The 22,474-nt window shown below is 74.9% G+C and carries 15 protein-coding genes and 1 pseudogene; 8 read left to right on the forward strand and 8 right to left on the reverse strand.

Features of this window, described 5'->3' with window-relative positions; all coding sequences use genetic code 11:
• Window positions 1-21 precede the first annotated feature (21 nt).
• Window positions 22-234, forward strand: a pseudogene (locus tag CR162_RS23275) (transposase); the annotation flags it as partial.
• Between the two features lie 150 nt (window positions 235-384).
• Here the strand turns inward: CR162_RS23275 and CR162_RS22955 are convergent.
• Together CR162_RS22955 and CR162_RS18925 are read right to left on the reverse strand one after the other, a co-directional pair.
• Window positions 385-753, reverse strand: coding sequence for a hypothetical protein (locus CR162_RS22955; RefSeq protein ID WP_245870493.1), 369 nt, complete (start codon window positions 751-753; stop codon window positions 385-387).
• Window positions 754-838: 85 nt separating this feature from the next.
• On the reverse strand, window positions 839-3,031 hold the full coding sequence (locus CR162_RS18925) for a heavy metal translocating P-type ATPase (protein ID WP_245870494.1): 2,193 nt from the start codon (window positions 3,029-3,031) through the stop codon (window positions 839-841).
• Window positions 3,032-3,138: 107 nt separating this feature from the next.
• On the opposite strand from CR162_RS18925, the gene CR162_RS18930 reads away from it, so the two are divergent.
• The gene (locus tag CR162_RS18930; protein WP_218014938.1) at window positions 3,139-3,555 is read left to right on the forward strand and encodes a MerR family transcriptional regulator; all 417 of its coding nucleotides are present in this window, start codon (window positions 3,139-3,141) and stop codon (window positions 3,553-3,555) included.
• Window positions 3,556-3,565: 10 nt separating this feature from the next.
• Here the strand turns inward: CR162_RS18930 and CR162_RS18935 are convergent, their stop codons facing one another.
• A complete protein-coding gene (locus CR162_RS18935) occupies window positions 3,566-3,946 on the reverse strand; it encodes a hypothetical protein (protein WP_099097081.1) in 381 nt (126 codons plus the stop codon).
• Between the two features lie 85 nt (window positions 3,947-4,031).
• Complete coding sequence (gene dnaN / locus CR162_RS18940) at window positions 4,032-5,159, reverse strand: DNA polymerase III subunit beta (RefSeq protein WP_099097082.1); 1,128 nt, start codon at window positions 5,157-5,159, stop codon at window positions 4,032-4,034.
• Window positions 5,160-5,281: 122 nt separating this feature from the next.
• Here dnaN and CR162_RS18945 point away from each other — a divergent pair, with 122 nt between their 5' ends.
• On the forward strand, window positions 5,282-5,944 hold the full coding sequence (locus tag CR162_RS18945; protein ID WP_099097083.1) for a UdgX family uracil-DNA binding protein: 663 nt from the start codon (window positions 5,282-5,284) through the stop codon (window positions 5,942-5,944).
• A gap of 25 nt (window positions 5,945-5,969) precedes the next feature.
• Here CR162_RS18945 and addA read toward each other — a convergent pair whose 3' ends face one another.
• Entirely contained in the window at window positions 5,970-9,515 is a 3,546-nt protein-coding gene (addA, locus tag CR162_RS18950) for a double-strand break repair helicase AddA (protein ID WP_099097084.1), read from the reverse strand.
• Window positions 9,505-12,528, reverse strand: coding sequence for a double-strand break repair protein AddB (gene addB / locus CR162_RS18955; protein ID WP_099097085.1), 3,024 nt, complete (start codon window positions 12,526-12,528; stop codon window positions 9,505-9,507). Before addB ends, addA begins: the two co-directional genes overlap by 11 nt.
• A gap of 311 nt (window positions 12,529-12,839) precedes the next feature.
• Here addB and CR162_RS18960 point away from each other — a divergent pair, with 311 nt between their 5' ends.
• A complete protein-coding gene (locus CR162_RS18960) occupies window positions 12,840-13,991 on the forward strand; it encodes a calcium-binding protein (protein WP_099097086.1) in 1,152 nt (383 codons plus the stop codon).
• 625 nt (window positions 13,992-14,616) lie between these two features.
• Here the strand turns inward: CR162_RS18960 and CR162_RS18965 are convergent.
• Together CR162_RS18965 and CR162_RS18970 are read right to left on the reverse strand one after the other, a co-directional pair.
• Window positions 14,617-15,276 (reverse strand): NUDIX hydrolase, encoded by a 660-nt coding sequence (locus tag CR162_RS18965; RefSeq protein WP_245870495.1) that lies wholly within the window; start codon window positions 15,274-15,276, stop codon window positions 14,617-14,619.
• The gene (locus CR162_RS18970) at window positions 15,273-15,767 is read right to left on the reverse strand and encodes a DUF1285 domain-containing protein (RefSeq protein WP_245870496.1); all 495 of its coding nucleotides are present in this window, start codon (window positions 15,765-15,767) and stop codon (window positions 15,273-15,275) included. Before CR162_RS18970 ends, CR162_RS18965 begins: the two co-directional genes overlap by 4 nt.
• 237 nt (window positions 15,768-16,004) lie before the next feature.
• Between CR162_RS18970 and CR162_RS18975 the strand changes: the two genes are divergently transcribed.
• From CR162_RS18975 to CR162_RS18990, 4 genes are all read left to right on the forward strand, one after another.
• Window positions 16,005-17,009: an AAA family ATPase gene (locus CR162_RS18975; RefSeq protein ID WP_099097087.1), complete on the forward strand. Its 1,005-nt coding sequence runs from the start codon at window positions 16,005-16,007 to the stop codon at window positions 17,007-17,009.
• Between the two features lie 7 nt (window positions 17,010-17,016).
• Complete coding sequence (locus tag CR162_RS18980; protein ID WP_099097088.1) at window positions 17,017-17,925, forward strand: DUF58 domain-containing protein; 909 nt, start codon at window positions 17,017-17,019, stop codon at window positions 17,923-17,925.
• A 30-nt stretch (window positions 17,926-17,955) separates the two neighbouring features.
• Complete coding sequence (locus CR162_RS18985) at window positions 17,956-20,730, forward strand: DUF4159 domain-containing protein (RefSeq protein ID WP_176559929.1); 2,775 nt, start codon at window positions 17,956-17,958, stop codon at window positions 20,728-20,730.
• 23 nt (window positions 20,731-20,753) lie between these two features.
• Window positions 20,754-22,474 (forward strand): hypothetical protein (locus tag CR162_RS18990; protein ID WP_099097089.1); only part of this gene is annotated, 1,721 nt, incomplete at its 3' end.

Consider the following 22,474-nt stretch of genomic DNA (forward strand, 5'->3'; position numbering starts at 1 on the left):
CGACCGTCAATCGCCCTGACGCTGACGCCAGGTGAGGCGCATGACAGCACGGCCTGCGGCGTGCTGATGGAGGAGCGGGACAGCGATCCCGGCATCCTGCTCGCGGATCGCGGCTACGACAGTGATGCCATGCGGCAGGATATGCGCGACCGCGGTGGGCAGCCAGAGATCCCGACCAAGCGCAACAGGCGCATCCAGCACAGCGTCCAGCGGCCTCTCTACGCCCTCCGCAACCGCATCGAGCGCTGCATCAACCGCTTAGAACTGCCGCCGCGTCGCCACACGCTACGACCACACCGCCAGCAGCCTCCTCGGCTTTGTCCAACTCGCCGCCATCCGCCTATGGATCAGCTTTGTCCACGTGACCTAGGCGCCCCGCCCTGTTCAGCGTCCCGGGCCGCCCAGCGCGGCGCGCATCCGGTCGATCGGCGCCGTGTCGCGGGCCGCGACGGCCAGGACGGCATGGCCGCCATCGAGGGTCGCCGCCAGCGCGGCGGCGAAGCCGGGGCCGCCCATCTCCCGGCGCGCGATGCGGTCGAGCAGGGCGGCGAGGCGTTCGCCCTCGGCCGTCCGCTCCAGGGTGAAGACGCGCAGCGCCCAGCCTCCGGGCTTCGGAAGCGCGGCCAGCGCGGCCCGCTTCAGCGTGGTCCGGAGATCCGCCCCGGCGGGCAGGCGGAAGGTGCGGCCCGCATCGCGGATGCTGTCGCCATAGGCGCGAACGCGGAAGGAGCGGGACGGGGTGGTGTCGGTCATCCCGCCAGCTTGCCACGCGGCGCCCGGGGCGGGGAGGGGAATGGCGCCGGTCCCTCCGCCTCGCCCTTTCAGCCCTCCGGCCCTTTCAGCCCGCCGCCGGGGCGGCGCGGTGGCGCAGCAGGCGCAGCGCGTTCAGCGTCACCAGCACGGTGGCGCCGGTGTCGGCCAGCACGGCGGGCCAGAGGCCGGTGATGCCGGCCACGGTGGTGACCAGGAACACCGCCTTCAGCCCCAGCGCGATGGCGACGTTCTGCCGGATGTTGGCCAGGGTGGCGCGGGACAGCCGCACCAGCGCCGCCACATCCGCCACGCGGCCGTTCAGCAGCGCGGCGTCCGCCGTCTCGAGCGCCACATCCGTGCCGCCGCCCATGGCGATGCCCACCGAGGCGGCGGCGAGGGCCGGCGCGTCGTTGATGCCGTCCCCCACCATGGCCACGGGCGCCACCGCCTTCAGCGCGCCGATCTCGCGCAGCTTGTCCGCCGGCAGCAGCCCGGCCTTCGCCTCCAGCCCCAGCGAGGCCGCGATGGCGGCGGCGGTGCGCGGGTTGTCGCCGGTCAGCATCACCGGCCGCACGCCCAGCGCGCGCAGGGCGCGGATGCCGGCGGCGGCATCGGCGCGCGGCTCGTCGCGCAGCGCCAGCAGCCCGGCATGGGCGCCATCCACCGTCACCACCACCACCGTCTTGCCTTCCGCCTCCCAGGCGGCGACGGTCTGGGCCGCGTCCGGGGCAAGGGGCGCCAGGGTGGCGGCATGGGCCGGCGCGCCCACCACCACGCGCCTGCCGGAGACGGTGCCCTCCACGGCGCGGCCGGGCAGGGCGCGGGCATCCCGCACCGGACGCAGCGGCATGCCCTCCGCCTCGGCGCGGGCGATGACGGCCTGCGCCAGCGGGTGGCCGGAGCCCGCCTCCACCGAGGCCGCCAGCCCCAGCAGCGGCCGCTCGTCGCCGCGCAGCACCCGCACATCCGTCACGCGCGGGCGGCCGCCGGTCAGGGTGCCGGTCTTGTCGAAGGCGATGGCGCGGACCTGGCCGATCGCCTCCAGCGCGCCGCCGCCCTTCACCAGCAGCCCGCGCCGGGTGCCGGCGGCGAGGCCGGAGGCGATGGCGGCGGGGGTGGAAAGCACCAGGGCGCAGGGGCAGGCCACCAGCAGCAGCGCCAGGCCGCGATACAGCCAGGTTCCCCATTCGCCGCCGAGGAGAAGGGGCGGCACCACCACCACCAGTGCCGCCACCAGCACGGCGGCGGGCGTGTAGATCTCCGCGAAGCGCTCGATGAAGCGGGCGGTGGGGGCCTTGGCCTCCTGCGCCTCCTCGACCAGCCGGATGATGCGGGCGATGGTGTTGTCGGCGGCCGCGCGGCTCACGCGGAGCTGCAGCACGCCATGGGCGTTGACGCTGCCGGCCAGGACGCTGTCGCCTTCGGCCTTGAAAACGGGGGCGGACTCGCCGGTGACGGGGCTCTCATCCACCTCGCCCTCGCCCTCGGCGACAATGCCATCGGCCGGGACGCGGTCGCCGGGGCGCACCAGCACGCGGTCATCCACCGCCAGGCTGGCGGCGGGCACGGGGCGGGCGGTGCCGTCCTCATCGATCCGGAGCGCGGTGCGCGGCACCAGCGCCGCCAGCGCCGTGATGCCGGCGCGCGCGCGGCCGGCGGCAACGCCTTCCAGCACCTCGCCCACCGTGAACAGGAACACCACCATCGCGGCCTCGGAGGTGGCGCCGATCAGCATGGCGCCGGCCGCGGCGACCGACATCAGCATCTCGATGCTGAAGGGCGAGCCCGCCCGCGCCAGCGCGATGGCCTTGCGCCCGAAGAAGCCGAGGCCGAGCAGGGCGGCGGGCAGGTAGGCCCACGCCTCCGAGCCCGGCCGCAGGAGATCGGCCAGGAAGCCCAGCGCCAGCAGCGCGCCGATGGCGAGCGCCAGCCGCACCTTGCCGTCGCGCAGCCAGCCGCGCCACGCGGCCTCGGCCCGCTCCTCTCCGGGGAGGGGTGGCGCCGCCCCGGCCACGCGCGGCCCTTCCGCCGGCGCCACGCCATAGCCCAGGCCGCGGATGCGCGCCTCCACCGCCGTCCGGGGCGTTTCCGCCTCGTCCAGCCGGAAGGCCAGGATCTGGGTCTGGAAGTTGATGCGGATCTCGCCCGTGCCCGGCAGGCGGCTCACCGCCGTTTCCACCTTGCCGGCGCAGGAGGGGCAATCCATCCCCGCCACATGGTAGCGCAGCGTCACCCCCGCCCGGGGGGGGACGGCCTCGCGGGTCTCGGCAACGGCCATGGCCATGATCCCTGTTCAGGCGGCCCCGGGCCTTGCCGCCGGAGCACATGGCGCACCAGATAGGGCCTGTAGCCGCTACAGGGTCAAGGACAATGGCACCGGAGAACATGCTGGCCATCGGCGCCCTGGCCAGGGCCACCGGCACCAAGGTGGAAACCATCCGCTGGTACGAGCGCGTGGGCCTGCTGCCGCACCCCGCCCGCAGCGCCGGCAACTACCGCAGCTATGGCGCGGCGCATCTCGCGCGGCTCAGCTTCATCCGCCGCGCGCGCGACCTCGGCTTCTCGCTGGAGCAGATCCGCGCCCTGCTGGGCCTCGCCGAACAGCGGGACCAGCCCTGCGAGGCGGTGGACGCCATCGCCCGCACCCATCTGGAGGAGGTGGAGCGCAAGATCGCCGACCTTCAGGCGCTGCAGCGGGAGCTGGCCTCGCTCGTCCACCGGTGCCGCCACGGCAAGGTGGCGGAGTGCGGCATCGTCGAGGCCCTGTCGCCGCGGCCGGACATGGGCGCGGCGGCGGGGTGAGCGGGAGCGGTCAGCTCCCGCCGGGGCGGGAGCCACCCTCACGGCGGCGCGCCAGCCGGACGCCGCGCGCCACGGCCCAGAGGCCCACCGCCAGCATCACCGCCAGCGTCACGGTGTAGAACACGGCGCCGGACTTCTCCCGGCCATGGATCAGGTAGTCGGCGTTCTCCGCCAGCAGCCCGGCCACCAGCCCGCAATAGCCGGCCCAGGCGGCGATCATGGGCGGCGCCTCGTCGCGCCGGGCGCGCCAGGCGGCCCAGAGGAGCGCGGCGCAAACGGCCAGCTCGTCCAGCGCCAGGGGGATGAAGGTGGGGGTGCCGGCGCGGCGGGCGATCTCGCCGCCCGCCATCAGCACGGCCAGGCCGAGCGCCAGGATCTGCAGGGTCTTCATGGTCGGGCAACCTCAAGAAAAAGCCGGGGCGATGCTGCCCCGGCCTGTTCCTCACGGCCTGTTCCTCGCCAGCCTGTTGGCGCGCTCAGACGCGCATCGGCATCAGCACGTAGAGCGCCTCGGGCTTGGAAGCGTCCACCACCACGGTCGGCGCCGAGCCGTCGGCGAAGCGGAACTCCACCTTGCTCTCGATCTGGTCGGTGATGTCGGCCAGGTAGCGTGCCTGGAAGCCGATCTCGATCGGGCCGTTGCCGTAGGAAACGGCGCCGCCATCCAGCTCCTCCTCCGCCTGGCCCTGGTCGGGGCTGCTGGCGGTGAGCGTCAGGCTGTCCTGCCTCAGGCTCAGCTTCACCGGGCGGGACCGCTCGGAGGAGATGGCCGCCACGCGGGAGACGGCGTCGGCGAAGGCCTTCTTGTCCACCGTCAGGATCTTGTCGTTGCCGCGCGGGATGACCCGCTCGTATTCCGGGAAGGTGCCGTCGATCAGCTTGCTGGTCAGGTGCACGGCGCCGAAGGTGAAGCGGATCTTGGTGTCGGACAGCCGCACCTCGATCGGGTCGCCCGCCTCGTCGGCCAGCTTGCGGATCTCGTTGACCGTCTTGCGCGGGATGATGACGCCCGGCATGCCGGCGGCGCCCTCCGGCAGCGGCTCCTCCACCCGGGCCAGGCGGTGGCCGTCTGTCGCCACGGCGCGCAGCACGGGCTGGCCCTCCACCTCGGTGGCGTGCAGGTAGATGCCGTTGAGGTAGTAGCGCGTCTCCTCGGTGGAGATGGCGAACTTGGTGCGGTCCACCAGCTCGCGCAGCAGCGAGGGGGCGAGCTGGAAGCTGTGCGGCAGCTTGCCCTCGGTCATGGAGGGGAAGTCCTCCACCGGCAGCACCATCAGGCTGGTGGCGAAGCGGCCGGCGCGCAGCGCCAGCGGCGCGTCGCCGCCCGCGTGGTCCAGCTCCACCTTGGCGCTGTCCGGCAGCTTGCGGACGATCTCGTAGAGCGTCGCGGCGGGCGCGGTGGTGCGGCCGGCGCGGGTGACGGTGACGCCCGGCACCGCCTCGACGATGGCGATCTCCATGTCGGTCGCCGTCAGCGTCAGGGCGCCGTCCTGGGCGGCCAGCATCACATTGGCGAGGATGGGGATGGTGTTGCGCCGTTCCACCACGCTCTGCACATGCGCGAGCGCCTTGAGCAGCACCGCCCGGTCCACCGAGAACTTCATGGCTTGAGCAACCCCCACGCGCCTGGAATCGAGACAAGTCGCCCTCTCTACCAGCCGGAAAGTGCTGGGGAAAGGCACCGCGCGCGGAACCATCGGCCAGCCCTGCGCATTCCCTTCCCGTCATGACCCCGCCAGACAGCAACGCTCCCGCTCCCTCCATGCCTGTTCCCGTGGCCGGATGGGCGGAGGGGCGCCCCGCCATCCTGGGCGAGGGCCCGCGCGGCGCGCCCCTGATGTTCGTGGGCGAGCAGCCGGGGGACGAGGAGGACCGCCAGGGCCACCCCTTCGTGGGTCCCGCCGGGCGGCTGTTCGACCGCGCGCTGGAAGCGGCCGGAATCGACCGGAAGGCGAGCTACGTCACCAACGCCGTCAAGCACTTCAAATACATCCAGCGCGGCGCCCGCCGGCTGCACCAGAGCCCGGATGCCGGAGACATCAGGCTCTACCGCCCCTTCCTGGTGCAGGAGGTGGCCACCGTCTCGCCCCGCTTCGTGGTGGCGCTGGGCGCCACCGCGACCCAGGCGCTGATGGGCCGGAAGCTGCCGCTGCTGAAGCTGCGCGGGCAGGTGTTCGAGGCGCCGGAGGAGCTGCCGGCCGGCCTGCCGGTGCTGATCACCGTGCATCCGAGCTACCTCCTGCGCCTGCCGGACCCGGAGCTGAAGCGGCGGGAATTCGAGCGCTTCGTGGCGGAGCTGCAATTCGCCGGCCGCGCCGCGCGCGGCGAGATCCGGCCGCGGGAAGCACCTCCCGCCCAGGCGGAGGACCAGGGCAGCCTGCCGCTCTGAGCGGCAGGGCAGGGCCGGGGCGGGCTCAGCCCGGCTCGTGGCGGTCCAGCACCGCCCCCGGCAGCGCCATGATCCGCGCCGACCAGGTCCAGAGCAGCCAGCACTCCACCGCCCGGCCGGGGAAGACCTGCCGCAGCAGCGCCCGGTAGGAGGCCATCTGCCGGAGGTAGAGCGCCGGCACGTCCTCCACCCGCTCGGGCGGGGGGCGGTTGGTCTTGTAGTCCAGCACCAGCACGCGCTCATCCGTGATCAGCATGCGGTCCACCTGGCCGGCGAGCGGCAGGCCGTTCACCCGCCCGGCGATCGGCGCCTCGGCCAGGCTGCCGGGGCCGAAGGCGTCGCGCAGCGCCGGCTCGTCCAGCAGGCGCAGCACTTCCGCCAGAGTCTCGGCACGGTCCCGCGCGCTCAGCTCGTGGCCGGGGCGGTCGAGGAAGCGGGCGGCCACGGCGGCGCGCTCGGCCGCCGGATAGTCCGGCAGGTGCTGCAACAGGGCATGGATCAGCCGGCCGCGGCGGAAGCGCTCGCCGGTCGGGTCGGCGCGGCCATGCGGGGCGGCGGTGGGGGTTTCCTCCTCGCCCGGAAGGGCGGAAGGGGAAAGGGTGAAGGCCTCGCTTTCCGGCGCGGCGGGGCGGCCGATCCACTCGGGCAGTGGCCCCTCCTCGCCGGGATGCTCGGGCTCGGCCTCGCTGCGGGGCGGGGCGGCCTGGCGGCTGGCCAGGCGGCGCAGCGGCCCGGCGAAGCTCGCCGCCGGCGGCGCGTTGAAGGCCGCCGGCTCGAAGGGGATCTCCTCCGCCCCCTCCAGCCGGGCGAAGCCCTGCGCCACCAGGTCGTACCAGCTCCCGGGCTTCGGCTCGCCCCAGGCGCAGACCAGCAGCCGGTCCTCGGCGCGGGTCAGCGCCACGTAGAGCAGGCGGTTCTCCTCCGCCTCGCGCGCCGCGTTGTCCGCCTCCATCAGCTCGGTCCAGGCGGGGGCGAAGAAGTCCTTGCGGTTGCGCGGCGCCCAGTAGGGCAGGGCCGGCTCCGCCTCGTTCCAGCGCACCGGCTTCTCGCCGCGCCCGCTGCCGACATCGGGCAGGATGACGATGGGCGCCTGCAACCCCTTGGAGCCGTGCGCCGTCAGCAGCCGCACCGCGTCGGCGCCCGATTCCGGCTCCCGCTTCACCTCCGCGCCGCCGCGCCGCAGCCAGTGGACGAAGCCCTGCAGGCTGGGGGGATGGCGCGACTCGTAGGTGAGGGCGGCGTTCAGCACCTCGTCCAGCGGGTCGGCGGCGTCGGGGCCGAGGCGGGCCAGGATGCGCGCCCGCCCGCCATGCTCGCCCAGCACCTCGGCCAGGATGGAGTGGGGCGTCGCGAGGTCGGCGCGGTCGGCGAGGTCGGCCAGCCAGTAGGCGGCGCGGCCGGGGGCGGTGTCCTGCCCGCGATGCGCCAGCAGGCGCCACCAGAGCGGCTGGGTGCGGGCGCGGGCCAGGTCGCACAGCTCCGTCTCCGAGAGGCCACCGAGCGGGCTCTTGAGCAGGGCGGCGAGCTGCAGGTCGTCCTCCGGCAGCAGCAGCACGTCGATCAGCGCCAGCAGGTCCTGCACGGCGATCTGCTCGATCAGCCGCATCCGGTCCACGCCGCCCACCGCCACGCCGCGCGCCTTCAGGGCACGGACCAGCAGGTTGGAGAAGCCGGTGCGCCGGCGCAGCAGCACCAGGATGTCGCCGGGGCGGACGCGGCGGCCGCCGCGCGCCGGCAGCGTCTCGTGCCGCACCATGTGGGCGATGCGCGCGGCGAGCGACTCCGCCATCAGCGCCTCGGCATCCTCCTCGGCCACCGGCTCGTCCGGCACGTGCCAGGGCTCCAGCGTGGCGCTGCCGGGCTTCACCAGCGGCGGCCACAGCTCCACCAGGCCGGCATCTGCCTCGCGGTCGGCGCGGTGGCGCAGCGCCTGGCCCTCCTCCACCACGCCGCGCCGCGCCGGGCCGTCGGCGAAGACGGCATCGACCAGCGCCAGCACCGGGGCGGTGGAGCGGAAGGAGACGTTCAGCGGCACGGCGGCGAAGTTGCCGCCCGCGTCGCGCACGGCGCGGGAGAAGTGCTCCTCCCAGCGGGCGAAGCCGGCGGCGTCCGCGCCCTGGAAGCTGTAGATGGACTGCTTCTCGTCGCCCACCGCGAAGATGCTGCGGGGCGGCCCTTCCTCGCCCTCGGGCCGGGTGCCGATGCCGGCGAAGAACTCCTCGGCCAGCCGGGCGGCGATCTCCCACTGGTGCGGGTTGCTGTCCTGCGCCTCGTCCAGCAGCAGGTGGTCGAGCCCGCCATCGAGCTTGTAGAGCACCCAGGCGCTGCCGGGATCGTGCAGCAGGCCGCGCGCCGCCTGGATCAGGTCGTCGAAATCCACCGCGCCGATGCGCGCCTTGCGTGCGGTGTAGGCTTCCAGCACCGGCTGGGCGAGGGCCAGCAGCGCCAGGCTGGCGGCGTGCAGGCGCCAGGCCTTGCGGCTTTCCTCCAGTTCGAAGACCCGCTCCGCCTCGGCCCGCATGATGCCGATCACCTCATCGAAGCGGTTCTTCAGCCCGCCCTTGGTCGCCAGGCTGCGGTCTGCGTAAGGCGTTCCCTTGTCTGTCAGGAAAAGGTCGGTCCATTCCTCCCAGCGCGCGGCGCGGGCCCCCTCGGGCAGGTCCATCCAGGCCTTCATCGCCTCGCCGCGCGCCTGGTCGTTGCCGTTGCCGCTGCCGCGCAGCAGGGCCGCGGCGCGCACCAGCTCCTCCCGGGACGCAGCGCGCGCGGCCGCCGCCACCGCGGCGCCCTCATCCCCCTCGTCCGGCAGGCCGAGGCGGCGGCGCAGCACCGCGTCGCTGCCGCGCAGCCCGCCGGCGGCGGCGATCGCCGTGCCCAGCCGCTCCCGCTCCTTCACCAGGGTGCGCAGCGTGTCGGCGAAATCCTCGGGCGAGCCGAGCCCGGCCATGGCCTCCACCGCCGCCGGCGGCAGCCGGCCGGAGGCGAGGGTGGCCTCGCGCGCCTCGGCCAGCATGGCGGCGGCCTCGGTTTCCTCGATCAGGCTGAACTGCGGCGGCAGCCCCGCCTCCAGCGGGAAGCCGCGCAGCAGCGACTGGCAGAAGGCATGGATGGTGGCGATGCGCATGCCGCCCGGCTGTTCCAGCACCTCCGCGAACAGGGCGCGGGCACGGCGGCGCAGCGCGGCATCCGGTTCCTGGCCGGTCAGGTCGCGCAGGCTGCGCCCGAGCGCCGCCTCGTCCGCCACCACCCATTCGCCGAGGCGTCGCGCCAGGCGCTGCGCCATCTCGGCGGCGGCGGCCTTGGTGAAGGTGAGGCAGAGGATGCGCCCCGGCCGCGTGCCCGGCCGCAGCAGCAGCCGCAGCACGCGGTCGGTCAGCACCTTGGTCTTGCCCGAGCCGGCCGAGGCGCCGACCCAGGCGGAGGCGTCCGGGTTCGAGGCCTGGCGCTGCGCCGCCTGGGCGGCGGCGCGCGGCGAAAGGGCCACGCCGCCGCGCTCGCCATCCGGCGGGGAGGCGGCCAGGGCGGTGGCGGTGGCGGTGGCGGGGCGCACGCCGGGACGTTCAGGCCTCATCGGTGTTCCCCCATTCGGCGACGCGGGCCAGGTGGTCGTGGTCGGTGCGCACCGGCTTGCGGCGCGGATGGGGCCGGGCGATGAAGCGCCGCTCGCCCAGCAGGAAGTCCCGCAGCAGGGCGATGGTGTTGTCCAGCGCGTCGGCCGCCAGCGCCTCGGGCTCGCCGGCCACGGGCTTCACCTCGCCCGGCGTGCCGCCGCCGGTCAGCCGCCAGTGCGCCATGGCCGAGACGGGGCGCGGCTCCACCCCCTGGAAGCCGCCCGCCGCGGCGATGGCCGCCTCCAGCGGCATCTGCGGCGCGCGCCCGTCCTGCATCTCCTTGTTGGAGGGGGGCGTGCCGGTCTTGTAGTCGATGATGGACAGGGTGCGGTCGGCCAGCAGGTCGATGCGGTCGGCGCGCACCTTCAGGCGGAGCTGGCCCTGGGCGATGTCGAGATGCCCCGGCACCTCGGCATGGCGGGCGCGGATGCGCTCGCCGCGCTGCAGCGCCTCCTCCTGCGCCACCACGAAGGCGCCGATGCGCGAAAGGCGCGGCCGCCAGAAGGCCAGCAGGCCGGGGCGGGCGGCCGCCGCCTCCAGCGCCGTCTCGGCCGCCTCCTCGAACCAGGCACGGGCGGTGGCGGCGCCGGGCCAGCCGCCGGGGGCGGTGTCCAGGCGCCGGGTCCAGCGCGCCATGGCCTCGTGCACCATCTGGCCGTAATCGGCGGCGCCCACCTCGGCGTCCAGCGGGTCGAAGGGCACCAGGCGCAGCACGCGGCGGGCGTAGTAGCCGTAAGGATCGGCCATCAGGTCCGCCACCTCGGTGACGCTGATCTCGCGCGGGCGGTCCTCGGCCGGGGGCTTGGGGGCGGGGCGGGGGCAGGGGCGCACGGCGTCCGGCATGTCCAGCCGCGCCGCCCAGCCCAGCGCCGGGCTGCGCGGCAGCGCCAGGCCGCGCGGATGCGCCGCGTCCCGCTGCCCGGCCAGGAAGGTTTCCAGCCGTGTCAGCCAGCGCGAGGGCACGGTGGGCGCGCCCGCCCGCTTGCGCGCCCAGGACAGCACCACGCGCGGCGCCGAGGCGGCCGCCAGCAGGAAGTCGGCGGCGACGCGGCCGATGCGGCTTTCCGGCTCGGGCAGGCCGAAATCGGTGCGCATCGGGCGGCTCAGCCAGGGGCCGGGGTCGGTCGCCTGCGGCCAGACGCCTTCCTCCAGGCTGCCCAGGATGGCGAGGTCGAAATCCTGCAGCCGCGCTTCCAGCAGGCCGAGGATGGCGATGCGCGGATGCTCGGCATGCTCCCGCCCGCGGCCGATGCGCACGCTCGGCGCCGCGGGCCCCGCCAGCGAGGCGTCGAACAGGGCGGGCCAGCCGGCCGGGCTCATCGGCGGCAGGGCGCGCAGCGCGGGCGGCATCTGCGAGAGATGCACGGCCAGCGGCTCGCCCTCCTCGCCGGAATAAAGGCGCAGCCCGCCGGGGCGGTCGCGCGTGGAGGCCAGCGCCTCGGCGGCGGCCAGATGCGCGTCGAGCAGGTCGGCGGGCGGGCGGGCGGGGCTGTCGGGAAGCGCGCTGAAGCCCTCCAGGCAGCGCTCCAGCGCGTCGATCAGCCGCATCACCGTGGCCAGCAGCGCGGCGTCCTGCTCGCGCCGGAAGGCTTCCAGCACGCGGGCGCGCAGCCCTTCCAGCCCGGGTGCTGGGCGCGGGCCGCGCAGCGCGCGCCGCTCCAGCAGGCGCACCGCCTCCATCCACTCGGCGCGCGCCATGCCGCCGGCCGAGAGCGGGTGCTTCAGCAGGGACAGCAGCGTGACGGGCGCGAAGCCCTCGCCCACCGTGCGGGCGATCAGGCGCAGATAGGCCCCCGTCGGCGTCTCGCCCAGCGGCTGGCCGGCGGAATCGTCGGCCAGCACGCCGTGGCGGGTCAGCTCGGCGGCGACGCGCCGGCCCAGCTCGCGGTCGGGGGTGATCAGCGCGGCGCGGGCGCCGGGATGCTCCAGCGCCTCGCGCAGCAGCAGCGCGATGGCCACCGCCTCGGCCTGCACGTCCGGCGCGTCCAGCAGGGAAAGGCCGCGCAGCGCCGGCTCCCAGCGCTCCGGGCGGCGGGTCAGCCAGGCATCCAGCCCGGCGGCGGGGCGCAGCGAGCAGGACAGCAACTCGGCGCGGCGGATCAGCGGCAACTGGCCCTCGCCATTGCCGGGCCAGGGCCGCAGGTCGCCCGGCGTCGCGTCCATGGCCGAGAGCAGGCGCACCTGGCCGGACAGCGGATGGGTCGGGCTTTCGCCGATGGCGGCCCACAGCTCGGCCGACTTGATCTCGCCCGGGCCGTGCAGCACCACGCAGCCCTGCGGCAGCCGCGACACCACCTTGAGCAGCGCCGCGGCGGCGGGGATGGTGCCGCCCGCGCCGATGCCGGCGGCGATCACCGGGTCGGCCGGCGGCTCGTGCCGCCAGGCCTCCGCCTGCGCCTCCAGCGCGGCGACGCGGCGGGGGCCGATATCCATCAGCCCTTGTTCCCGGAGCCATTGGCCCCAGGCGTCCAGCACGCCGCGCAGGAAGGTGTGCGTCACCTGCCAGTGGGCGGCGAACTCGTCCGGCACCAGGGATTCCAGCAGGCAGTCGTCGCAGCCCTCCAGCGCCGTCTCGTCCATCAGCTCGGCCAGCGCCGCGGCCAGGGTCCAGGCCTGCTCCGGCGTGTTCGGCCCGCCGAAGCGGGAAGGCAGGCGCATCACGAGGTCGGTCAGCACCGCCTGTCGGCGCGCCGGCTCCACCGCCGGCGGCAGGTCCAGCAGCACGGGCAGCGAAAGCTCGTCCGCCTCCTGGGTGGACAGGCCGGTCAGCGCCCGCATGCGCGGCAGCAGCAGGGTACGGTGGCCGGCGGTGCGCAGGAAGGCCTCGCGGAGCGCCAGGGCGGCGCGGCGCGTCGGCAGCAGGATGGTGACGCGGGACAGGGCCAGCGGGTCGTCCAGCCCCACCCAGCCCAGCACGCCTTCCGCCAGGGTGGGCAGGAAGGGCAGGTGCGCCGGGATCTCGTAGAGCTTCATGCGGGGCGGGTCCTCGGTGGCGCCGCCGCGGGGAGGGGCGCGCCACCCCAGAGATAGGCGCGGCGCGGTCGCCTGCCAAATGCCGCCGCCGCCGTGGCCGCAACCTCATCGGGCGCATGCTCTGCCGGGCATGGGGCCGGAGAGGCCGCACCCGCCGCGCAGCATCAACCAGAAGTATATTGATTGCTTATCAGAACGATGTGCAGGCTGCGCGCGAGCGGCAGGGGTCTGCCGGATGCGCAGAACCTCAGTCGCTGGACTCTGATCTTGCGTTGCAGATCAAGCGTCTGATGAACTGAGGAGACACCCCCATGCCCTACAATCCTTTCCGCGGCTTGCTGTTCAGTGGCTTGCTGTTTCCCATCCCCGTGCCGGGAACCGATGGGGACGATGTGATCTATGGCGACACCCGACCTTCCATCTCTTGCGGCCGCAGCGCCAACAATGTGATCGACGCGGGCGGCGGCAGCGACGTGGTCTACGGCGACGCCTCCGACATGACGGGCACCGCGAAGGGCGGCAATGACATCATTTCCGGCGGGACCGCTTACCGGGACGAGCTCTTCGGCGATGCGTCGACCATGTCCGGGCATTCAGTGGGCGGCAACGATGTCATTCGCGATGCCAGCGCCGGGAGCAACGCCCTCTATGGCGACGCTGAAACCATGACGGAATGGGCCCGCGGCGGGAACGACTTCCTGGACGTTGGCGGCTATGGCGAAACGCAGCTCACTGGCGACGGGCGGTATATGTCCGACCATACGCGCGGCGGCGACGACGTCATCATCGGCGGCCCGGTCTTCACGGCGGGCGATGGCAGCTTCATGAGCGGCTATGCACGAGGCGGCAACGACCAGATCTATCTGGAGAATCGGGATCCGCGCCCGGGCTTCGGCACGAACCACGCCTATGGCGATGGCGGGACGATGCAGGACGAGACGCGCGGCGGCCGCGACCTGCTGGTGGGGTCGGCAGCGGCCGATGAGATGACCGGCGACGGCGGCGACATGCGGAACAACAGCCGGGGCGGCGACGACTCGATCTTCGGACGCGACGGCGACGATATCCTGCGGGGCGACGCACACTTTGTTGCGGACTCTGTCGCAGGGGGCAATGACTGGCTGGATGGCGGCGCGGGCAATGACATCCTTTATGGCGATTTCGGAACCATGAGCGCTGGCGTCAAAGGCGGCAATGACCACCTCACGGGCGGGCCTGGCGCGGATACCTTCGTTTTCGTGGGCGACAGCAGCAACGGACGAGACGTCGTTCACGATTATGGCCAGGGCAGCGACGCCATCCGCATCGATTTCCTCCTCGCGGAGGTTCCCCACCAGCTCAAGGCGCATGTGTGGAAAGGCTCCACGGTCATCGAGCTTGGCGATGGCAGCGTGACGCTGCAGAACTACGTCGGGGCGCTGAACATCCAGAGCAACGCCTCGCTCGATATCGTCTTCGCTTGATTCGGTGCGGCCTCATGGGCGCGGCGAGGGGAGCAAGGTCCGGTTGTCCTGGCGGGCGCTTCATGGCGGCCATGTCCACTCGCCGGACGAGGAGCATGACCCGAGCCGTTGCCGTGCCATCCACCGGACCTGCTGCGATGGCCGCATGGCCATTCCGGGGCGTGCGGGTTCCGGGGCATGCGGCAGGTCGGGCAGCATCGGTGCCGTGCCCTGGTGTGGTCGCCCATCCGCCCTCCACACAGCCGCAGGATCGGCGGTTGCCCTTTCTCCGCCGCAGACTGCCGGCAGCCCGGAGTTCAGGCCGCCCTTGATGCGCCCGATACGGCGGGGAACAGCCCTTTCCGGGCAGGCTGCCGCCGTGCGGTGAGCCCGCGGGTGCGTGGCAGCGGGCCCGCGAGGCGTGGGACGGTGCGGCTGGACACGCCTGGGCGGCTCCTGCGGATGAAGCGGCCGTTCAGCGTCTTGTGCGGCCCGTGCCCTGCGGGCGCGTCGCGCCAGCGCAGCCCATGAGGGGTGACGCGCGGGATGCCGCGCGCCACCCGCTGGCCGCCGGCCCGCAGCGCCGTGTTCAAGAGCGGGCGGCAGGGCGTGGCCCGGTGGGTCCGCTCCAATGCCCGGCCCCGTTTCATGGGTCCTGAGCCTCGCCCTCCCGCAGCGCCACCGCCAGGCTGTGCATAATGGCCGCCGTGGCGCCCCAGACGTAGTGCGTCTCGTGCGGCCAGACGAGGAAGTGCCGCCGCTCGCCCTTCCAGATGGCGCTGCGGCGCTGCGGCAGGGCGGGGTCGAGCAAGGGGGCGAGCGCGTACTCAAAGACCAGCGCCACCTCGTCGGGGGCGGGCACCAGGTTCAGCGGCGGGTCGAGCAGCGCCACCACGGGCGTCACGTGGAAGCCGGTGCCGGTGACATGCTCCGGCAGCCGGCCGAGGATGCGGGGCAGGCGCGGGTCGAGCCCGATCTCCTCCGCCGCCTCGCGCAGCGCCGCCTGCTCCGGGTTCTCGCCCGGCTCGATGCGGCCGCCGGGAAAGGCGACCTGACCGGCATGGCTGGAGAGCGTCTCCGCCCGCAGCGTCAGCAACAGGGCGGGGCCGCTGTCATGCAGAACCACCGGCACCAGCACGGCGGCGGCCGCGCCGCCTTCCGATGCCACGGCGCCGCCGCCCCGGCCCAGCCGGGCTGGATCGGAAAGGCGGCGCACCACCTCGGCCGCGGCCAGGGGGCCGGGAAGCGCGCCCGGCGCCTCCGCCGCCAGCCCCGCCGGCGGGGCGGGAAGGGCCGCGCCGCTCACTCGGCGGCGGCGGCGCGCGCCTCGGGCGGCACCTCGTCGATCGGGAAGAACACGCCCTCGCTCCAGACGCCGAGCAGGTCGCGCCCTTCCACCCGCTCGGTCTCGGCCAGGGCCACCAGCTCATAGAAGACGGCGCGGTTGATGCGCGCCTCCAGCCCGGGGCGGACCATCACATAGGGCCGCGGCTCGCGCGAGCGGCGGTCGATGGCGACGCGGATCGGGTGGTCGGCATCCGCCGTCACCATCTCGTCGAGATTGGTGCGGAAGGTCAGGCACTGCCGCCCCTCGCAGCGGCGCCAGAACACCTCCACGGCGACGAAGGGCGCGTCCTCGACGGTGATCTCCCCCCGTTCCACCGGGGTTTCCAGCAGGTAGCGGCCATCCTCCTCCCGCTTCAGCACGGAGGCGAAGAGGCAGACCAGCTCCTTCCGGCCGATCGGGCTGCCCTGGTAGTGCCAGGTGCCGTCCTTGGCGATGCGCATGTCCAGCATGCCGCAATCGTGTTTCGGCCTTGGTGGGCCGGAACGGCCCTTTGGCGGTGTGGTGGTCAGCACGGCGGCAGCATCCTCCCGTCGTCGGCAGGCATTCTCGCCCGCGGATTGTTTCAGTGCTTCGTCCATGCGCCCGACGGTCATAGGCTTCCCCAAGTGTCGCTCCTGGCAGAAGGGGCGGGCTGGCCAAGGCGGGCCGGCTTCCCATATCCCGACTATATAAGGAGGCGTGGCTGCATGGTTGAAGTGGCGGACCCCACGGATCCGAACATCCTCCTCGCGGAAGTGGAGGCGCTGGGCAGCCGCCTGGCCCGGGTGCGCGCCGCGGTGGGCCGGGTGATCTTCGGCCAGCCCGAGGTGGTGGAGCAGGTGCTGATCACCATCCTCTCCGGCGGGCACGTGCTGCTGGTGGGCGTCCCCGGCCTCGGCAAGACCAAGCTGGTCGAGACGCTCGGCACCGTGCTGGGGCTGGACGAGAGCCGCGTGCAGTTCACCCCCGACCTGATGCCGGCCGACATCCTGGGCTCCGAGGTGCTGGAGGAGGGGGCGGATGGCCGGCGCGCCTTCCGCTTCATCCGCGGCCCCGTCTTCTGCCAGCTGCTGATGGCCGACGAGATCAACCGCGCCAGCCCGCGCACCCAGTCGGCGCTGCTGCAGGCCATGCAGGAGCGCCGGGTCGCCATCGCCGGCCAGGCGCACCCGCTGCCCGCCCCCTTCCACGTGCTCGCCACCCAGAACCCGATCGAGCAGGAGGGCACCTACCCGCTGCCCGAGGCGCAGCTCGACCGCTTCCTGCTGGAGGTCGAGGTCACCTATCCCGACGAGGCGGCCGAGCGCGCCATGCTGCTGGCCACCACCGGCAGCGCCGAGGCGCGGCCCGAAAGGGCCATGACCGCTGCCGAGCTGCTGACGGCGCAGGCGCTGATCCGCCGCATCCCGGTGGGCGAGCAGGTGCTGGACGCCATCCTGAGGCTGGTGCGCGGCGCCCGGCCCGAAACCGCCGCGCTGCCGGCGGTGCGGCAGCATTTGGCCTGGGGCCCGGGGCCCCGCGCCGCGCAGGCGCTGATGCTGGCCACCCGCGCCCGCGCCGTGCTCGACGGCCGCCTCGCTCCCAGCGTGGAGGACGTGCTGGCGCTCGCCGAGCCGGTGCTGCGCCACCGCATGGCGCTGAACTTCTCCGCCCGCGCCGATGGCGTGAAGCTCGCCGACGTGATCGGCGCGCTGAAGGCGAGCCTTGGCTGAGCCGGGCATGGCCGGACCGGGTTGGCCCCCCGGGCCGGGCAGGGCCGGGCTGGGCGGCCCGTCCGCCGTCCTCGCCGCCGAGGCGCTGGGCGGCCGCCTGCCGCCGCTGGTGGTGGCGGCCGAGCGTGTCGCCGCGACCGTGATGCAGGGCGTGCACGGGCGCCGCCGCGCCGGCCAGGGCGACGCCTTCTGGCAGTTCCGCCCTTATCTGGTGGGCGACGCGGTGGGCCGCATCGACTGGCGGCAGAGCGCCCGGTCGGACCGCCTCTTCGTGCGCGAGACCGAATGGGAGGCGGCGCAGAGCGTGGCGCTGTGGCGCGATGCCGCGCCGGGCATGTCCTGGCGCGGCGGCGAGGGGCGCCCCGAGAAACGCGAGCGGGCCGAGCTGCTGCTGCTGGCGCTGGCCTCGCTGCTGCTGCGCGGCGGCGAGCGGGTGCGGCTGCTGGGCGCCCGCCGCGCCTTTGCCGGGCGCGGCGCCCTGGCGCCCCTGGCCGAGGCCCTGTCGCGCCACGCCCCGCCCCCGGCCGACGATGCCCTGCCCCGCCATGCCCGCGCCGTGCTGTTCGGCGACTTCCTGGCGCCGCTGGAAGAGACGCGCGCGGCGGTGGCGGCGCTGGCCGGGCGCGGCGTGCGCGGCCATCTGCTCCAGGTGCTGGACCCGGCGGAGGAGACGCTGCCCTATGCCGGGCGCGTCCGCTTCGAGGGCGTCGCGGCGGCGAACCCGGAAACCCCCCTGCTGCTGCCGCGCGTCGAGGGCGTGCGCGCCCTGTACGCGGAGCGGCTGGCGGCGCACCGGGCGGGGCTTTCCGCCATCGCGGGTGCTGCCGGGTGGTCCTTCGCCACCCACCGCACCGACATGCCGCCGGAGGCCGCCCTGCTGGCGTTGTGGCAGGCGCTGGCGCCCGGCCCGCCCTGAGGTGGCCGTCCCAGAAGGAAAGGCTCGCGCGTGCTGTCCCTCGGTCCGATCGGCTTCGTCGCCCCCTGGTTGCTGCTGGCCCTGCCGGCGCTGCCGCTGATCTGGTGGCTGCTGCGCGTCACGCCCCCGGCGCCGCGCCGGCAGGCCTTTCCGGCGCTGCGCCTGTTGCGCGACCTGCCGGCGCCGGAGGAAACCCCCGCCCGCACGCCCTGGTGGCTGCTGCTGCTGCGCCTGGCCGCCGCGGCGCTGATCGTGCTGGGGCTGGCGCGCCCCGTCTGGGGGCCGGGGGCCGCGACGCAGGGGGATGGGCCGCTGCTGCTGGTGGTGGATGATGGCTGGCCCAGCGCCGCCGGCTGGCCGGCCCGCGCCGCCGCCGCCCAGGCCGCGCTGGAGGCCGCCGCCCGGGAAGGCCGCCGCGCCGCGCTCCTCGCCACCGCGCCGCCCGAAAGCGGCGAGGCGCCGCGCCCCACCGCGCTGATGCCGGCCGAGGCGCTGCGTGCCCGGCTGGCCGCGCTGCGCCCGAAGCCCTGGGCGCCGGACCGCGCCGCCGCCCTGGCCGCGCTGCGCGACTGGTCGGCGCAGCAGCCCGGCGGCTTCGCCAGCCTCTACCTGGCCGATGGCGTGGAGCACCAGGCGGAGGGGGATGGCTTCACCCCCCTGGCCGAGGCGCTCGCGGCCGCCGGCCCGCTGACGCTCGCCCGCGCCGAGGGCCGCCCCGCCCACCTGCTGCTGCCGCCCCGCGCCGAGCCGGACCGGCTGCACCTTGCCCTGCGCCAGACGCCCGCCGCGGCGCCGGCCGAGGTGGCGGTGCTGGCCCGCACCGGCGATGGCCGCGCCCTGGCCCGCGCCGTCATCCCCATCCCCGCCGGCGCGGGCCAGGGCGAGGCGGCGCTCGCCCTGCCCATCGAGATCCGCAACCAGATCACCCGGCTGGAGATCGAGGGGGAGGAAACGGCGGGCGCCGCCGTGCTGCTGGACGAGCGCTTCCGCCGCCGCCCCGTGGGGCTGGTCGGCCCGGTGGAGCAGGGCGCCTCCACGCCGCTGATCGGCCCGCTCTACTACCTGGAGCGGGCGCTGGAGCCCCATGCCGAGCTGCGCCAGGGCAACGGCACGGGCAACGGCACGGGCAGCGGCGCCATCGCCTCTCTGCTGTCGCGCCAACTCGCGGTGATGGTGCTGGCCGACCGGCCCCTGCCCGAGGACACCGAGCGCGCCGCGCTCGCCCGCTGGGTCGAGGAGGGCGGCACGCTGATCCGCTTCGCCGGGCCGCGCCTGGCCGAGAGCCCCGACCCGCTGCTGCCGGTGCGGCTGCGCGCGGGCGAGCGGCAGCTCGGCGGGGCGCTCTCCTGGGAGCAGCCGCAGGGCCTCGCCCCCTTCGCCGACGGCTCGCCCTTCGCCGGCCTCGCCCCCCCCGCCGAGGTCACCGTCTCCACCCAGGTGCTGGCCGAGCCCGGGCCGCAGCTCGCCGACCGGAGCTGGGCGCGGCTGGCCGACGGCACGCCGCTGGTCACCGCCGAGGCGCGGGGCGCCGGGCGCATCGTGCTGTTCCATGTCACCGCCAACGCGGAATGGTCCAACTTGCCGCTTTCCGGCCTGTTCATCGACATGCTGCGACGCGTGGTGGCGCTTTCCTCCGGCGTGGCGGGCGCGGAGGGCAGCCAGCCACTGGCGCCGCTCGAGACGATGGACGGCTTCGGCCGGCTCGGCCCGGCGCCGGGCGGCGCGGGGGCGATTGCCGCCAACCGCTTCGCCGATACCGCGCCGGGGCCGCGCCACCCGCCGGGCTGGTATGGCGTGCCGGGGGAGGGGGGCGAGCGCCGCGCGCTGAACCTCTCCGCCAGCCTGCCCGCGCCGCGCCCGGCGGCGGCGCCGCCCGCCGGCACGGCGCTGCAGGCCATCGGCGGCGTGCCGGCCGAGCGGGACCTCGGGCCCTGGCTGCTGGCGGCGGCGCTGCTGCTGCTGGCGGCGGACCTGCTGCTCTCGCTGGCGCAGCGCGGGCTGGTCGGGCGCGCGGCACGGCTGGCGGCGCTGCCGCTGCTGCTGGCACTGGCCGCCGGGCCCGTCCGGGCCCAGGCCCAGGGCCAGGCGCAGCCGGGCTGGCAGCAGATGCCGCTGGCCACCCGCATCGGCTTCGTCGCCAGCGGCGATGCCGGGCTCGACGAGACGGTGCGGCAGGGGCTCGCCGGCCTGTCCGACTACGTCAACCGCCGCACCGCCGCCGCCCTGGCCGAGCCGGTGGCCATCCGCCCCGGGCAGGACGACCTTTCCACCCTGCCGCTGCTCTACTGGGTGGTCACCGCCGGGACGCCGACGCCCGACGGCGCGGCAGCCGGCGCGCTGAACGACTTCATGCGCCAGGGCGGCATCATCCTCATCGACACGCGCGGCGAGGGCTCGGGCGAAGGCTTCTCTCCCGGTGCCGCCGCCGCGCTCGGCCGGGTGACGCGGCCGCTCGCCATCCCGCCGCTCGCCCCCGTCTCGCCCGAGCATGTGCTGACCCGCGCCTTCTACCTGCTGCCGCCCGAACTGCCGGGGCGCTTCGCCGGCGGGCAGGTCTGGGTCTCGCGGCAGGAGGACCGGGCGAATGACAGCGTCAGCCCCGTCATCATCGGCGGGCATGACTGGGTGGGGGCCTGGGCCGTGGACGAGCGGGGGGCCAACCCCTTCGCCGTGATCCCCGGCGGCAGCCGGCAGCGGACGCTGGCCTACCGCTTCGGGGTGAACCTCGTGATGTACGCGCTCACCGGCAACTACAAGGGCGACCAGGTCCATGTGCCCGCCATCCTGGAAAGGCTGGGCAATTGAGGCGGAAGGCGGAGTAACGCACCATGCGCCAGGTCATCGCGGGACTGGATTTCGCGCCCATCCTGCCGCCCTGGCTGCTCGGCGCGCTGGGGCTCGTCGCGCTGCTGGCGCTGCTGCCCGCGCTGTGGCGGCGGGCGCGGGGGGCGGGGTGGCGGGCGCTCTCCTTCGCCGTGCTGCTGCTGGCGCTGGCCAATCCGCGCCTCGTCGAGGAAACGCGGGAAACCCGGCCGGACATCGCGCTCCTGGTGCAGGACCGCAGCGATTCCGCCCGCATCGGCCCCCGCGCCGCGCAGCTCGACGCGGCGCGCGCCGCCATCGAGCAGGCCGCCGCCCGCTTCCCCGACCTGGAGCTGCGCGCCATCGACCTGCCGGAAGGCGGCCGCCAGGGCACAAGGCTGTTTTCCGCCATCGACCGGGCGCTGGCCGACATCCCGCGCGCGCGGCTGGCCGGCGTCGTCGCGCTGACCGACGGGCAGGCGCACGACATCCCGGCCCAGCCCTCCTTCGCCGCGCCGCTGCACCTGGTGCTGCCCGGCCAGCCGGGCGAGACGGACCGGCGCATCCGCGTCATCGAGGCGCCGGGCTACGGCATCGTCGGCCGCAGCGTCGAGCTGCGCGTGGTGGTGGAGGACCTCGGCACGCGCGAGACGGGCGGCGCCGTGCGCCTGACCCTGCGGCGGGACGGCGCGCCGCCGCGCGTGGAAAGCGTGCCGCTCGGCCGCGAGCACCGCATCGCCCTGCCCGTCGAGCGCGGCGGGCCGAGCGTGGTGGAGCTGACCGCCGAGGCGCGGCCGGGCGAGGTCTCGCCCCTCAACAACCGCGCCGTGGTGACGGTGAACGGGGTGCGGGACCGGCTGCGCGTGCTGCTGGTCTCGGGCGAGCCGCATTCGGGCGAGCGCACCTGGCGCCGGCTGCTGAAGGCGGACCCGAATGTCGATCTGGTCCACTTCACCATCCTGCGGCCTCCCGAGAAGGACGACCTGACGCCGCTGAACGAGCTGGCGCTGATCGCCTTTCCGGTGCGCGAGCTGTTCCAGGTGAAGCTGCGCGAGTTCGACCTGATCGTCTTCGACCGCTTCAGCAACCGCGGCATCCTGCCGCCCATGTATCTGCGCAACATCGCCGATTATGTGCGCGGCGGCGGCGCGTTGCTGCTGTCCGTGGGGCCGGAGTTCTCCGGGCCCGCAAGCCTGGCCGCCACGCCGCTGGGGCAGGTGCTGCCGGCCCGGCCGGCCGGCAACGGCATGGGCAACGGTGTGGCCAATGGCAGCGTGGCCGAGGGCGCCTTCCGCCCGCGCGTCACCGAGGCGGGGGCGCGCCACCCCGTCACCCAGGGGCTCGCCGGCGCCAATGCGGGCAATGCCGAGCCGGGCTGGGGCCGCTGGTACCGCCACCTCCGCGCCCAGCCGCAGAGCGGCGTGACGGTGATGGACGGCCCCGGCGGCGACCCCCTGCTGCAGCTCGACCGGGTGGGGGAGGGGCGCGTCGCCCTGCTGCTCTCGGACCAGATCTGGCTCTGGTCGCGCGGGCATGACGGCGGCGGCCCGCAGGCCGAGCTGCTGCGCCGCGCCGCCCACTGGCTGATGAAGGAGCCGGAGCTGGAGGAGGAGGACCTGACCGCCCGCATCGAGGGCGGCACCCTGTCCGTCACCCGCCGCAGCGTCGAGGCCGGGGCACCGCCCGAGATCACGGTGACCGCGCCGGACGGCACGGTGACGCGCCGCGCGCCGCGGCCGGCGGGGGG

Origin of the sequence: Teichococcus rhizosphaerae, from assembly GCF_002631185.1 — a bacterium.
Classification (GTDB): Bacteria; Pseudomonadota; Alphaproteobacteria; order Acetobacterales; family Acetobacteraceae; genus Pseudoroseomonas; species Pseudoroseomonas rhizosphaerae.